Raw genomic sequence first — 13,298 nt, 5'->3', positions numbered from 1 at the left:
CTTGCCTTTGCGAACTTCATGCCTAGCCATGCAAGATGCAGCCCCTGCCGACCCTCAGCGAAATCGAATCTGCCAAGGCCCTCATCCGCCCGCACATCCGCGAGACCCCCACCTACCGCTGGCCGCTGCTGGAGTCAGGACTCGGCTGCGAACTCTGGCTCAAGCACGAAAACCACACGCCCGTCGGCGCTTTCAAAATCCGTGGCGGTCTCGTTTACATGGACGAGCTCAAGCGCCACCAGCCCGACGTCCCGGGAGTCATCGCCGCCTCCACCGGCAATCACGGCCAGTCCATCGCCTACGCCGCCAGGCGCAATGGCCTGCGCGCCGTCATCGTCGTTCCGCATGGCAACAACCCGGAAAAAAACGCCGCCATGCGCTCTCTCGGTGCCGAGCTGGTCGAGCACGGCCGCGAATTTCAGGAAGCACTCGAATACTCCCGCGAGCTCGCCGCCAGGGAGGAGCTGCACGCCGTTCCCTCCTTCCACTCCTGGCTAGTGCGCGGCGTCGCCACCTATGCCCTGGAGCTCTTTCACTCCGTCGCGGATCTCGATGCCATCTTCGTCCCCATCGGCCTCGGCTCCGGCTTCTGCGGCATTGCATCAGCGCGCGAGGCACTGGGCCTTAAAACCAAAATCATCGGCGTGGTCTCCGCACACGCACCCGCCTACGCCCTCTCCTTCCAGCAGCGTCAGTTCGTCGAGCAGTCCAGCCAGACCCGCGTCGCCGAAGGCGTCGCCTGCAAGACCCCCAACCAGGACGCCCTGCGACACATCCTCCAGCACGCGCACGACATCCTCACCGTCACCGACGAGGAGGCTCTCGCCGCCATGCGCGAGATCATCCAGTCCACCCACAACATCGCCGAAGGCTCCGGTGCCCTCGCCTACGCCGCCCTCAAAAACCACTCCACCGCATGGCAGGGCAAACGCGTCGCCTGCATCCTCTCCGGCGCAAACGCCAGCATGCACATCCTCCGCGAAGCACTCAGCTAAGGACGCTCCACCACCGGCAGCACAATCTGCGATGGATGCTCACGGTCATGATGCACCGTATTCGTAGCGGTCACCGTCCTCCGGTGCTGCTGCAGCGGCTCCCCCGTGTTCGGGTTCACATCAAAACGCGGGAAATTGCTGCTGCTGATGTCCACACGAATCCGGTGCCCCTTCTTGAAGACATTGCTCGTGGGATAGAGCTTGATCGTGATAGGATACACCTTCCCCGGCTGCATCAGCTTCTCCTCCTTCAGCGAATCCCGAAACCGCGCCCGCATGATCCCGTCTGTCAGGTTCAGGTCAAAGCCATGCGGCCAGTCCGCGCTCGGCGGATACACATCCACCAGCTTGGCCGTGAAATCGGTGTCCACGGCGGACGACGAAATCCACAGCTTCACCTCCATCTCACCCGTCACTTCCGTGTCTTCCGCCAGCGGTGCTGTTTGAAACACCAGCACATCACTGCGCGCCGAGAGCGGAATGGGCTTCGTCCAGTTCCAGAACTTGTCACTGCCACGTTGATCCCACGCCCCCTGCTGCATGATGCCATCTCCCGAGGAGATGTTGCCTCCGAGCGTCGGCACCGGATTCTTCGGATCAAACGCATAGCTCTGCGCCGCCGCCTCCACCTTCGGCTTTGCATCACTCAGCAACCCTTCCGGATGCAGATAAAACGGCGTCGCCTTCGCCCGCGCCAGCGGCCACTCATTCTCATCGCGCCACTGCCCGCCATGATTCAGCAGCCCATCCTTCGTCTTGCTGCCATCACCCGTGCCCATCACAAAAAGACGCACCTTCTTCGCAAAGGGAGCCGCCTTGCCCACGCTGTTGTCCAGCCCCTTCATCCAGTGGTCAAACCACTCCTTGCGCCACGCCAGCTGGTCAGCGATGGCCGCCTCCGCGCCAAACTCCACCTGCCCGTGCGCCGACTTGTTCTGCATCCCGTGAATCCACGGTCCCATGATCAGGTACACATCACTTTTGAGCGCCTTGCTTAGCGCCTGAAAATTCGCCGAGGTGTTCCCCGCCCACGAGTCATACCAGCCGCCCACCAGATACACCGGCATGTCCTTGTATCGCTTCGGATCAGCCAGGATGTTGTTCTGCGCCCAGAAGTCATCGTCCTTGCCATGCCGCATCGCCTGGATCAGCCAGTCCTCATACTCCGGCGCCAGCTTCAGCGGCGTGCAACCCGGCCGCAGCGGCAGCAGGGACAGGTAGTCCCACCGGTGGTCCGCCATCTCCTTCAGCTCCACCTGCGTGGCCGGATTCAGCGCCGCATTGCTGCCCTTCCCGGCGTTCAGCATGATCCAGTTCCAGAAGCGCATCTCAAACGCCCCCGCATTCCGCATGCTCTGCCGTCCCATGTTCGACACCGCATCCACCGGGATCACCGTCGTCAGCTCCGGCACCTTCGCCAGCGCCATCGCGTGCTGCGTGCCGCCCACATACGAGGTGCCCACCATCCCGATCTTCCCGTTCGCCCACGGCTGCGCGGCTATCCACGCGGCGCAGTCCGTTCCATCAACGCCATCATCCGTCATCCAGTGCCACACGCCCTCGCTGGCGTAGCGCCCGCGCGTGTCCTGCGCCACAAACACATACCCATGCCTGGCAAAGTACTCGCCATAGCTCTTCGCTCCGTCCTTGTTGTACGGCGTGCGCGTCAGCACCACCGGCAGCTTCTCACTGCTGCCCGCCGGCAGATACACATCCGTGGCCAGCTTCACGCCATCGTGCATCGGCACCATGACGTTTTTCTCCACCTTCACGCCCGCCTCCTGCGCCTGCACATGCAGCCAGGAGACGGCGCAAAGAACCGTGAGCGAAAGCCGGTGCTGCCTCATAAAATCACTCCGCCAGCAGCTTCGTCACCGCCTCTTCCAGCTGGCCGCGTGCATTCGTGCTCACCACCATGCCCTTCTTATTCAGCAGCCACATGGCTGGGATCGATTGAATGCCATACTTGCTGGCGATCTCATTCTGCCAGCCCTTGCCGTCAAAGTACTGCGGCCACTCCATGCCCTTTTCCTTCACAAAGCCTTCCAGCTCCGCCTTGTCCTGATCCAGCGAGATGCCCACGATTTCAAAACCCTTGGCATGCAGCTCCTTGTACGCCTTGATCACGTTCGGCAGTTCGGCCACGCACGGTCCGCACCAGGTGGCCCAGAAGTCCACCAGCACCACCTTGCCCTGCAGCTTGCTCACATCCACCTCACGGCCATCCACAGCGGTAAACTTGAGCTCCAGCGGCTTGGCCTTGAGGTCGGCGCTCGCCTTGATGCTCTTCAGCTTGCCCTCCACCATCTGGTTCATCTTCTCCTCCGGGAAATCTTTCAGATGCTTCTCCGCCTTCGCGGTCCATCCGGCCAGGTCACCGCCGGGAGCCTCGGCGGCTTCCACAGATTCCATCACGCTCACCAAGCTGGCCTGGGATTTGGTTTCCGCTTTGGCATCCGCCGCCTTCACAATGTCATCCAGGCTGATCGCCGGCTTGGGAGCAGGAATTCCGGCCACCTCGCGCACGCGCCCCGTCATTGCTTCAAACAGCGCCGCATCCCAGCGCGCCGGATTGGACGGCCCCGCTTTCAGCGCCGCAGCATACGCGGCATCAAATTCCGTGATCCCCTTCTTGAGCATCGCGATCGCTTCTTCACGCGTCTTGGGCTTCTCCTTCGGATTTTTCACCCCCTCCACGATTTGATTGACCTTCTGCCATTCGGCATCGCCGTCGGCAGCACGCATTGAAGAAGAGACAGCCAGGACAAAAGTCGTGACTCCGAGGCAGAAAAGACGGTGGGCTTTCATGAAGGTGATCAGCCTAAACGGACACAATCCCCCACACCAATCTTTTTACGCAAAGATTTCCATCACACCCTGCTGCACTGCGGTGTGGATCTTTCGCATCAGCATCTCACGCCACCTACTCAGCCAGCAGCTTCTTTACCTGCTCCTCAAGCCCTTCAAAGGCAGTCTTGCTCGCCACCACGCCCTTCTTGTTCAGCAGCCAAGCCGTCGGGATGGACTCGAGTTTGTATTTCATGAACAGCTCATTCTCCGCGCCTTTGCCGTCAAAATACTGCGGCCACTCCATGCCTTTCTCCTTCAAGAAGGCTTCCAGCTCCGCCTTGTCCTGGTCCAGCGAGACGCCGATCACCTCAAAGCCTTTTTCGTGCAGCTCTTTGTAGAGCTTGATCACCTTCGGCAGTTCTTCCACGCACGGTCCACACCATGTGGCCCAGAAGTCGATCAGCACCACCTTGCCCTGCAGCTTGCTCACATCCACCGCACGACCATCCAAAGCCGTGAACTTCAGCTCCAGCGGCGCGGCCTTGGACTTCATGTCCTTGATCCGGTCTTCCACCATCGTGTTCATCTTTTCTCCGGGGAAGTCCTTCAGATGCTTCTCCGCTTTGGCGATCCAGCCCTCCACATCGCCTCCCGCTTCCGCAGCTTTGTCAGAGGCGATCATCACACTCGCCAGGCTGGCCTGCGATTTCGTCTCGGGTTTCGCATCCTCGGCTTTGACGATCTCATCCAGACTGATCGCCTCCTTCTCAGGCCCGGCCACGCCAGCCATCCCACGCACACGTCCCAGCATGGCTGCAAACAGTGCCGCGTCCCAGCGGGCGGGGTTGTTCGGTCCGGCTTTCAAAGCCGCCGCATAGCTCGCGTCAAATTCGGCCAGCCCATTCTTCAGCAAGGCGATCGCCGCATCACGCGACTGCGGCTTGTCCTTCGGATCTTTGATCGCTGCGATGGCTTCATTGACCTTCTGCCATTCAGCATCGCCGTCAGCGGCATGAAGGGAGAGTGAAAAACCCAGGGCAAGAGCCAGGGCGCAGGCGCGAAAAATTGGATGGACGTTCATTGAGAATGCAGGGAAGCCTAAACGGGCTGGATCCAGGCAACCAATCCTTTTACGCAAAGATTTCCGTCACCGCCTTTCCTTTTCCATCCTCCGTCACGTAGAAAGGCCGTCCCTCGATCTCAAATTCCGTCTTCGGGCTGATGCCCATCGCCGTCATGATCGTGGCATGCAGGTCCATCACACTCACGGGATTCTTCGTGGCAATCAGCGGCCTCTCATCGGCCGTCTCTCCATACAGGTGCCCCTTCTTCACGCCGCCGCCAAACATCACCACGCTCGTCCCGCCGGTAAAGTGGCGGTGCAGCCCGTAGTGCTTCATCTCACTCAGCGTATCCACCTTGAAGGTCGTCTGATCGTTCGCATTCGACCCCGGCTTGCCCTCCATCAGCGCATCACGGCTGAACTCGCTCGCGATGATAATCAGCGTGCGGTCCAGCAGCCCCTTCGCCTCCAGGTCACGCACGAGCTGCGAGATCGGCATGTCAATCTCCTTGTGCATCGCATCCACCGTCGTGTGGCCGTCCTTGTGCGTGTCCCACTGGAAAAACGGCACATACTCCGTGGTCACCTCCACAAACCGCGTCCCTGCCTCCACCAGCCGCCGCGCCAGCAGGCATCCGCGCCCAAAGCGCCCCGTGTCATACTTTGCGTAGCTCTCCTTCGGCTCCAGCGTAATGTCAAAGGCCTCCCTTTCCTTCGCGCTCAGCAGGCGGCACGCGTTGTCCATGCTGCGCAGCATCGACTCCTGCTGGTAGTCGCTCATAAACTCCCGCTGCGGGCTCTGGTCCACCAGCTTGCGGAAAAGCCGGTCCCGGTTCGCAAAGCGGTTCGCGTCCATCCCCTTCGGCGGCTTGACCGACTGCGCCGCCTCTTCCGGGAAGGGCAGGTTCATCGGCCCAAACTCGCTGCCAAAAAATCCCGCTGTCGTAAAGGCCTTCAGCTCCTCGCTTTCGCCCACGCCTTCCAGGCGCTGGCCGATGTTGATGAAGGCAGGCATCACCGGATTGCGCGGCCCAAGCACCTTCGCCATCCACGCACCGATGTGCGGACACGCCACAGTCTGCGGCGGCACATAGCCCGTGTGCCAGTGATACTGATGCCGCGAATGAAGAATGCTCCCCAGGTCCGGTTGCACCGCGCTGCGGATCAGCGTCGCCCGGTCCATCACGTGCGCGATGTTTTCCAGCCCCTGGCAGATTTTGATCCCGTCCACGCTCGTGTTGATCGCCGGAAACGTGCTCAGCATCCGCTTCACCTCCAGCCCCTTCTCAAAGGGCAGATAGCCCTTCGGGTCAAACGTGTCCGGCGCCGCCATGCCACCCGCCATCCACAGCAGGATGCACGCATCCGCCTTTGCTGGCGGGTGCGTCACCTTGTCGCCAGACTTCGCCCAGATGGCACGCGGCTCGCCCGTCATCCACGCAGCAGTGCCGGCTGCCGCCAGTTTCTTCAGGAAATCGCGGCGCACCAAGTGCTCGGGCAGGGAGGGATCAAATTCGTGCATGGCAGTACCAGTAAAACGCTCCCAGAATCACTTCGCTGGCTCATTTTTCTTCTTTCCCGGCCCGCGAGGCGGATCGCCCGGCATGCCCGAGTGCATCTTTCCCGCGGATGGGTCATGCGGCCCTTCCGGCAGCGTTTTGGCCCACGCCATCACCTTCTCGGCCAGCTTTTCCACCACCTCAGGATGATGCTCGGCCACGTTGTTCAGCTGCGTCAGGTCCTTCGTCACGTCATACAGCTCCACGCGGCTCCGGTCAGGGTTCACCAGCAGCTTCCAGTCCCCTTCACGGATTGCCAGCTCCGGGCTGTGGTGAAAGGGCTCGCCCGCGATGTTAAACCGCCACTCCCACATCAGTGGCTTGCTGCGTGGGCGCGCGACTCCTGTCATCACGTCGCTCACATCCTCCCCGTCCAGCGCATGCCCTTCAGGAATTTGCACCCCCGCCACTTTGCAGATCGTCGGCAGCCAGTCCACACCGGCCAGCACAGCTTTATCATTGATCTGCCCTGCAGGCACCTTGCCCGGCCAGCGCACGATGCCTGGCACGCGAATGCCCCCTTCATACAGGCTGCGCTTGCGCCCGCGAAAAGGCCCCGCGCTTCCCACACCGCTGTGTCCTGCATTGCCGATGTGGATGTCCTCCGGCCCGTTGTCGCTGCTAAAAAGAATCAGCGTGTTCTTGTCTTTGCCCATCTTCTCCAGCCCCGCCATCAGCCTGCCGACCTGTGTGTCCAGGTCCGTCACACTCGCGGCGAAGACCTCCATCGCAGCCGCCAGTGGAAAGTCCTTCCCACCCGCCCTCAGATGCACATATGCCCTCATCTGCTCAGGCGTCGGGTTCAGCGTCGCATGCGGCACCAGCGTCCAGAGCTGGAGATAGAACGGCCTGTCACCCGCCTGCCCGATAAACCTGAGCGCCTCATCTACAAACAGGGCCGTGGACTTGGCGCGGAAATACGGATCAGCTGCAGGCCCGTTTGCGCCCTCTTTCTCAGACGTACCCACATAGTCGAAACCATACTGACCGATCTCCGGCCCGCCAGAGCCATTGCCCAAATGCCACTTGCCGATATGCGCCGTCGTGTAGCCGGCGGTCTTCAGCAGCAGCGCCGCGTTCGGCACCTGCGGCTCCAGCCAGTTGGACATGCCACGTGCCTCGTTCTGCTGCGGCGTGGCGTAGTGCCCGTGGATGCGATGCCTGGCCGGATACTGCCCGGTAAAAAAGGCGCAGCGGCTCGGCGAGCACACCGAGGCGTTCACGTAGAACTGCGTGTACACCGTCCCCTGCTTTGCCATCCTGTCCAGGTTCGGCGTGCGGATGATCCGGTTGCCATAGCATCCAAGATCTCCCCAGCCCAGGTCATCGGCCAGGATGAAGAGGATGTTCGGCCTGTCCGCGGCAGCGGCGGAAATCGAGATCAGCAGGAGAAAGGCGAAAATGCAGCGCATGGCTGCCGCAAACGATGCCAGGCACCTCAAACTGTCACCAATGCCCCCAAGATTCCACGATTGACGCGCGTCCTCCTCTCCGCCATTTCCATACTGTGCTCGTCAGTCTCCACCATCTGCTGTTTGTGCTGCTGCCCCTGGCCTTGGCGGCCCGCCACATCATCCGGCCGCGACCGGACACGCTTGCCATGTCACATGGCGTCACCCGCTTCTGCCTCGGGGTCGGAAAATGGGTGCTGCTGGTCGATCCCCTGTGGCATCTGGCAGACATGACCTTCCGTGGCGGGCCCGAAAGCCTCGGCACCAGTGTGGCTTGGATGGGCTTTCTGGGCCTGCTGCTCAGCCTGCATTTCGCTGCCACCGCCGCTGGCGACACACTCGCCGGGCTCGGCGGCATGTTTGGCTTTCCAGTGTCTGACCTGGTGCAGGAGACGCTGTCGCTGCGGCGCTTCACCCAGGGAAAATGGCTGCGCCTGACCGCCCTCCTCCTGGCGGCCACCGTTCTGGCGGCCCTGCTCCTGACAGCCTCGTTCAACGACACCTGGCTGCATCTGAAGGCACTCTTCTCACCTCCGGCGCGGACAGCTTCCAGCGTGCTCCAGCAGGCACGCGTGCGCACAGACTTTCATGTGCTGACGATCGTCGCAGCACTTGCCAGCCTTGTCGCCCTGCCTCACTCACGTGATTTCCTGCGCGAGCCTGCCCCCTGGAAGGCTACCCTCTGCATCCTCATTTTCACCCTTGCTGCGGCAATGCTGTGGACGCATGCCGCCCCTGTGTCATGAAACCGCTGCCTCCACGAATCGACCCGGCAAAGCGTACGCCAGTCCCTCCAAGCCCGGAGCTAACCCCCCGGGCGGCGCAAAATATCGTCCGCGTGTTTGCTCTTCTGCTGGCCGTCCCCCTGCTGTTCGAAGCAGCCTCCTGGTTTACCTCTTCCAGGACCAATCTGGCGGCCGCCACCGTGCGTAGCGGTGTGCAGTGGCTGCTGATGCACGCCCTCAATGAAGGCAACCGCACAGTCTTTCTCGGCCGTGACGGCTGGCTTTTCGACCACCAAGAACTCGACCGGCTGGCCCATGCCAAGCGTGCGGGCAATGACGTGCATTCCGGACTGATCCGCCTCGCGGCTCAGTTGAAAGCACAGGACACCCAGCTGCTGGTCATCACCATTCCAGACCGCGCCACGCTCTACCCTGAAAAAATACGCCCCGGCCGCTATCTGGACGTGATCCGCCTGAAGGACGAGGCTGGCAGCCTGGCCGCCTTGAAAGCCGCAGGAGCCGATGTGCTGGACATGACCGACGGCCTCTGGGATTTCCGTGACAAAAAGCCGGTTTTTTATGCCCATGACAGCCACTGGACCCCTGAGGCCATGAAGGCTGTGGCGCTGGCGGTTCACAAGCATGTGCGCGAAAAATTCCCCCGGCTGAGCAGCGCCGAGACACCTGTCATCAATGCCAGCATTCTCGAACACACCGACCCAGGCGATCTGGCACGCAGGCTCGATCCGCTCCATGCATCCACTTTGCTGGGGGTGGAAAAAGCCGATCTGGTTTCCATCCAAGGCCTCCCGCAGAGCATCAAGTCTCCAGTTGTTCTCCACGGTGGCGACCTCATGAGGGTCTATGATGATGCTCAGCTCAGTTTTGGCGGCGGCAGGTCGCCGGACGCGGGCTTTGCCACACAGTTCGCCACATTGTTAGGACGCCCGCTGGATGTCAGAGGCATGCCACAGCCTGGAGAAAGCTACGATGACAAGAAGCTTGTCATCATTTTGTTGCCGATGGCTGAACTGGTGCCGTAAGTTTGCCCATCCATGCTCAGGCTCCTCCTCCACTTTTTTTTCGGCGGCGTTTTTGTCTATGCCGGGCTTTTGAAGGTGGCGGACCCCATGTCTTTTCTGGATGACATCCGCAGCTTCGACCTTCTCGGAGATCCCTGGGCCGCCTGGCTGGCCATGGGGCTTCCCTGGCTGGAAATTTTCGCCGGACTGTCCGTGATGAGCGGTCTCCTGCGTCCCGGAGGGTTGCTGATTTTGAACGGATCACTGCTCATCTTCCTCGTCGCCATCAGCATCTCCTGGTGGCGCGGCATCGACATCCGCTGCGGCTGCTTCGGCCACGCAGACGCCACCTCCAACTATCGCGACCTCATCCTGCGGGACATCCTGCTGCTCATCAGCGGACTCGTCCTGGTATGGCACGGCAAGCCCAGATCCAAAGCATGAGCACCGGACTCAAATACCACTTTGCCTCGGACAACACCTCCGGCATCTGTCCTGAGGCCTGGCAGGCTCTGGAGGAGGCCAACTCTGGCTACCAGCCCAGCTACGGCGCAGACACCATCACCAGCGAGGCCTGCGAAACCTTCCGCAGCTTCTTTGAAACCGACTGCGACGTCTATTTCGTCTTCAACGGCACCGCGGCCAATTCGCTCTCCCTCGCCACTCTCTGCCAGAGCTACCACAGCATCATCACCGCGCAGGAGGCCCATGTGGAGACGGATGAATGCGGTGCACCGGAGTTCTTCAGCCACGGCTCCAAGATCCTCCTCGCCCGCAGCCCCCTGGGAAAACTCGACCCCTCCGATGTCGAGCGCCTCGCCACCAGTCGCTCCGACGTCCACTTCCCCAAGCCCCGCGCCCTCAGCCTCAGCCAGAGCACCGAGCTTGGCACTGTCTACCGCCCAGGCGAAGTCAAAGGCCTCGGCGCTGTCGCGCGGCAGCACGGCCTCTCCATCCACATGGACGGCGCTCGCTTCTTCAATGCCCTCACCGGCCTGAATTGCGCCCCCGCAGACATCACCTGGCGTGCAGGCGTGGACGTCCTCTGCTGCGGCGGCACCAAGCTCGGCATGGCCGTCACCGAAGCCGTCGTCTTTTTCAACAAGGAGCTCTCCCAGGAGTTCGCCTACCGCTGCAAGCAGGCCGGACAGCTCTGCTCCAAAATGCGCTTCATCTCCGCCCAGTGGCTCCGCATCCTGCGAAACGACACCTGGCGCAAGCACGCTCAAAACGGCAACACCCTAGCACGGCGCCTCGCAGACGCCCTCGGCCACCTCCCCGGTGTGCAGATTCTCTACCCCGTGGATGCCAACGCCGTCTTCGCCAGACTGCCTGAAAAAATGAAGGAAGCACTCAAGGCGCGCGGCTGGGTCTTCTACAGCTTCATCGGCGGCGGTTCCCGCCTCATGTGCTCCTGGCGCACCACCGAAGCAGACGTGGACGCCTTCGTCTCTGACGCCGCATCGGCCGCCTGACCTCGCCTGTTTTACAATCCCTCAGGCTCGTCGCTGTCCGCCTTATTCTCCTGATCCTGCGCCACGGCAGAGCTCCGCTGGAAATGCAGCTGCAGCACACGCCGCAGATCCGCCTTCGTCGTCGTCACCTCATAGTCCTCGATCGTCACCTTCTCTCCCACCTTCGGCAGATGCCCCAGCAGGTGCGTCACATAGCCGCCGATGGTCGTCACCTCATCGCTCTCCAGTTCAATACCCGTCTGGTCCGCCAGCTCATAGAGATTGAATGTCCCTTCGACCGTAAACTCGTTTTCATTGATGCGGCGGAACTCGCTCACCTCGTGGTCAAACTCATCCTGAATGTCGCCCACGATCTCCTCCAGCACATTGTCCAGCGTCACGATGCCCACCGCTCCGCCAAACTCATCCACCGCCAGCGCCACATGCACATGCTTGTCCAGAAAGAAGCGCAGCAGCTTGTCGATCGGCATCATCTCCGGCACCATGTGCAGCGTCCGCATGATCTTGCGCAGGTCCGGCTGCGGCTGCCCGATCAGGCTGAGCAGATCCTTGATGTGAATGATGCCGATCGCGTGATCCAGGTGACCCTCCACCAGCGGGTAGCGCGTGTGCTTGGTGTCGATCGCGATCTTGAGATTGGCCTCAAACGTCTCGTCCGCGTCCAGAGACACCACCTGGTTGCGCGGCGTCATCACATCACGCACGCAGCGGTCATTCAGCGCCAGCGCGTTGAGCAGAATGTCCTTCTCTGTCTCCGTCACCTCCTTGGACTTCTGGCTTTCCGCCACGATGTGCCGCAGCTCTTCTTCAGAATGGGCGATCTCATGCTCGGAGACAGCGCTGATGCCCATCGTCCGCAGCACAAGGTTCGTGCTCGCGCTCAGTATCCAGATCGCCGGCTTGAGCACGACGTAAAACAGATGCAACGGCCGCGCGATCAGCAGCGTCATCGGCAGGGATTTGCGGATCGCCAGCACCTTCGGCGTCTGCTCCCCCAGCACCACATGCAGGTAGGTCACAATCGCATACGCGATGCCGATCGAGGTCCAGCGGATCACCGTCTCGCTGACAATGCCGATTTTAAAAAGCATCGGCTGCACCACGATGGCCACAAACGGCTCGCCAAAAATACCCAGCGCAATGCTCGTCAGCGTGATGCCCAGCTGCCCGGCGGAAAGGTACGCATCCAGGTTGCGCGTCACATTTTGCGCAAACTTCGCCCCGCGCGTCCCCTCATCAATCGCAGCCTGCAGCTGACTGTCCCGGACTTTCACGATCGCAAACTCCGCCGCCACAAAAAAGGCGTTGAGCAGCACGATCAGCAGCACAATCACGGCCTGCCAGAAAAGCTCCGAAGAGGTGAAACTCCACTCGCGCACGAGTTCAGCGGAGGCGTTGGCGAGCAGGAGTGTCATGAGGCGGCGCGGTCAGACGTTCACAGCTTCTCGTAGTTACCATCACATCTCTTTTCGAGGATGGTGAAGCCGGCGGCTTTCGCGTCGGAAACAGAAAGGGGTTTGGTGATCTTCGGTGTGTTGAAGCCCGAAATAAGTTTTTTGACCGGCTGCTTGCACAGCGGGCAGTTTTCCAGCGCAGGCCTGCTGAGAGGCCTACGCAGATCAAAGCCTCTGCGGCACGCAGGGCATCCTTTTTCCGGGTCTTCAGCGATGTAGGAGTAGGTAGGCATCTACAATAAAATATAAACGCTCCGCCTCTCCATGCAGCCGGAGAAAGCCCCGGCTGCAAGTTCGGACATGACTTTTACCAGCTGGACTTCGTCACCCCGGGGATCATTCCCTGGGAGGCGAGTTCGCGGAAGGTCATACGGGACATCTGGAAGCGGCGGATGAACGCACGACGACGGCCGGAAACGCGGCAGCGGTTGATCAGACGGGTCGGACTTGCGTCACGTGGAAGCATGGAGAGGCCGACGTAGTCGCCTTTCTCCTTGAGTTCAGCACGGAGTTTAGCGTACTTTTCGACAGTTTTACGTTTGCGCTTGTCGCGCTCGAGCCAGCATGTTTTTGCCATAGGGGCGCGGAGTCTGCCTCAAAGCCTTCTTTTCGCAAGAGAAAATTTCCACTGGCGCTGCCTCTGTTTCACGCTAAAAACCCCTTACTATGGTCATCTTTTACGGAATGTGTCTCGCTGCCTGCCTCCTTTTCTGCGGAGTTCTCGCTTTCACCTACTTGGTGAAAGGCTGAATCAGGCTGCGTCA

At 61.0% G+C, this 13,298-nt stretch carries 13 protein-coding genes; 5 read left to right on the top strand and 8 right to left on the bottom strand.

What is annotated here, in order from left to right; all coding sequences use genetic code 11:
- The first annotated feature begins 35 nt into the window (after positions 1-35).
- Complete coding sequence (locus ACFQDI_RS17140) at positions 36-995, top strand: threonine dehydratase (protein WP_377168994.1); 960 nt, start codon at positions 36-38, stop codon at positions 993-995.
- Here the strand turns inward: ACFQDI_RS17140 and ACFQDI_RS17135 are convergent.
- The 5 genes from ACFQDI_RS17135 to ACFQDI_RS17115 all read right to left on the bottom strand — a co-directional run bounded on the left by ACFQDI_RS17135 (position 992) and on the right by ACFQDI_RS17115 (position 7,819).
- A complete protein-coding gene (locus ACFQDI_RS17135) occupies positions 992-2,842 on the bottom strand; it encodes a CocE/NonD family hydrolase (protein ID WP_377168992.1) in 1,851 nt (616 codons plus the stop codon). The genes ACFQDI_RS17140 and ACFQDI_RS17135 overlap by 4 nt on opposite strands.
- 4 nt (positions 2,843-2,846) lie before the next feature.
- Entirely contained in the window at positions 2,847-3,803 is a 957-nt protein-coding gene (locus tag ACFQDI_RS17130) for a TlpA family protein disulfide reductase (RefSeq protein WP_377168990.1), read from the bottom strand.
- A 115-nt stretch (positions 3,804-3,918) separates the two neighbouring features.
- Positions 3,919-4,866 (bottom strand): TlpA family protein disulfide reductase, encoded by a 948-nt coding sequence (locus tag ACFQDI_RS17125; protein WP_377168988.1) that lies wholly within the window; start codon positions 4,864-4,866, stop codon positions 3,919-3,921.
- A gap of 49 nt (positions 4,867-4,915) precedes the next feature.
- Positions 4,916-6,370: a DUF1501 domain-containing protein gene (locus ACFQDI_RS17120; protein ID WP_377168986.1), complete on the bottom strand. Its 1,455-nt coding sequence runs from the start codon at positions 6,368-6,370 to the stop codon at positions 4,916-4,918.
- A 27-nt stretch (positions 6,371-6,397) separates the two neighbouring features.
- Positions 6,398-7,819 carry a sulfatase family protein gene (locus ACFQDI_RS17115; protein WP_377168984.1) on the bottom strand — a complete coding sequence of 474 codons (1,422 nt, stop codon included), beginning with the start codon at positions 7,817-7,819 and terminating at the stop codon, positions 6,398-6,400.
- Between the two features lie 95 nt (positions 7,820-7,914).
- On the opposite strand from ACFQDI_RS17115, the gene ACFQDI_RS17110 reads away from it, so the two are divergent.
- The 4 genes from ACFQDI_RS17110 to ACFQDI_RS17095 all read left to right on the top strand — a co-directional run bounded on the left by ACFQDI_RS17110 (position 7,915) and on the right by ACFQDI_RS17095 (position 11,080).
- A complete protein-coding gene (locus ACFQDI_RS17110) occupies positions 7,915-8,604 on the top strand; it encodes a hypothetical protein (protein WP_377168982.1) in 690 nt (229 codons plus the stop codon).
- A 92-nt stretch (positions 8,605-8,696) separates the two neighbouring features.
- The gene (locus ACFQDI_RS17105; protein ID WP_377168980.1) at positions 8,697-9,626 is read left to right on the top strand and encodes an alginate O-acetyltransferase AlgX-related protein; all 930 of its coding nucleotides are present in this window, start codon (positions 8,697-8,699) and stop codon (positions 9,624-9,626) included.
- Between the two features lie 12 nt (positions 9,627-9,638).
- On the top strand, positions 9,639-10,049 hold the full coding sequence (locus ACFQDI_RS17100; protein ID WP_377168978.1) for a MauE/DoxX family redox-associated membrane protein: 411 nt from the start codon (positions 9,639-9,641) through the stop codon (positions 10,047-10,049).
- Positions 10,046-11,080: a threonine aldolase family protein gene (locus tag ACFQDI_RS17095; RefSeq protein ID WP_377168976.1), complete on the top strand. Its 1,035-nt coding sequence runs from the start codon at positions 10,046-10,048 to the stop codon at positions 11,078-11,080. The genes ACFQDI_RS17100 and ACFQDI_RS17095 overlap by 4 nt, the downstream gene beginning before the upstream one ends.
- Positions 11,081-11,091: 11 nt before the next feature.
- Here the strand turns inward: ACFQDI_RS17095 and ACFQDI_RS17090 are convergent, their stop codons facing one another.
- From ACFQDI_RS17090 to rpsN, 3 genes are all read right to left on the bottom strand, one after another.
- The gene (locus ACFQDI_RS17090; protein WP_377168974.1) at positions 11,092-12,495 is read right to left on the bottom strand and encodes a hemolysin family protein; all 1,404 of its coding nucleotides are present in this window, start codon (positions 12,493-12,495) and stop codon (positions 11,092-11,094) included.
- A gap of 20 nt (positions 12,496-12,515) precedes the next feature.
- A complete protein-coding gene (locus ACFQDI_RS17085) occupies positions 12,516-12,767 on the bottom strand; it encodes an FmdB family zinc ribbon protein (protein ID WP_377168972.1) in 252 nt (83 codons plus the stop codon).
- Positions 12,768-12,841: 74 nt separating this feature from the next.
- Entirely contained in the window at positions 12,842-13,111 is a 270-nt protein-coding gene (gene rpsN / locus ACFQDI_RS17080) for a 30S ribosomal protein S14 (RefSeq protein WP_377168970.1), read from the bottom strand.
- Between the last annotated feature and the right edge of the window lie 187 nt (positions 13,112-13,298).

It is taken from the genome of Prosthecobacter fluviatilis, from assembly GCF_042655725.1.
GTDB classification, from domain to species: domain Bacteria; phylum Verrucomicrobiota; class Verrucomicrobiia; order Verrucomicrobiales; family Verrucomicrobiaceae; genus Prosthecobacter; species Prosthecobacter fluviatilis.
This window is presented reverse-complemented; position numbering and strand designations above follow the sequence as displayed.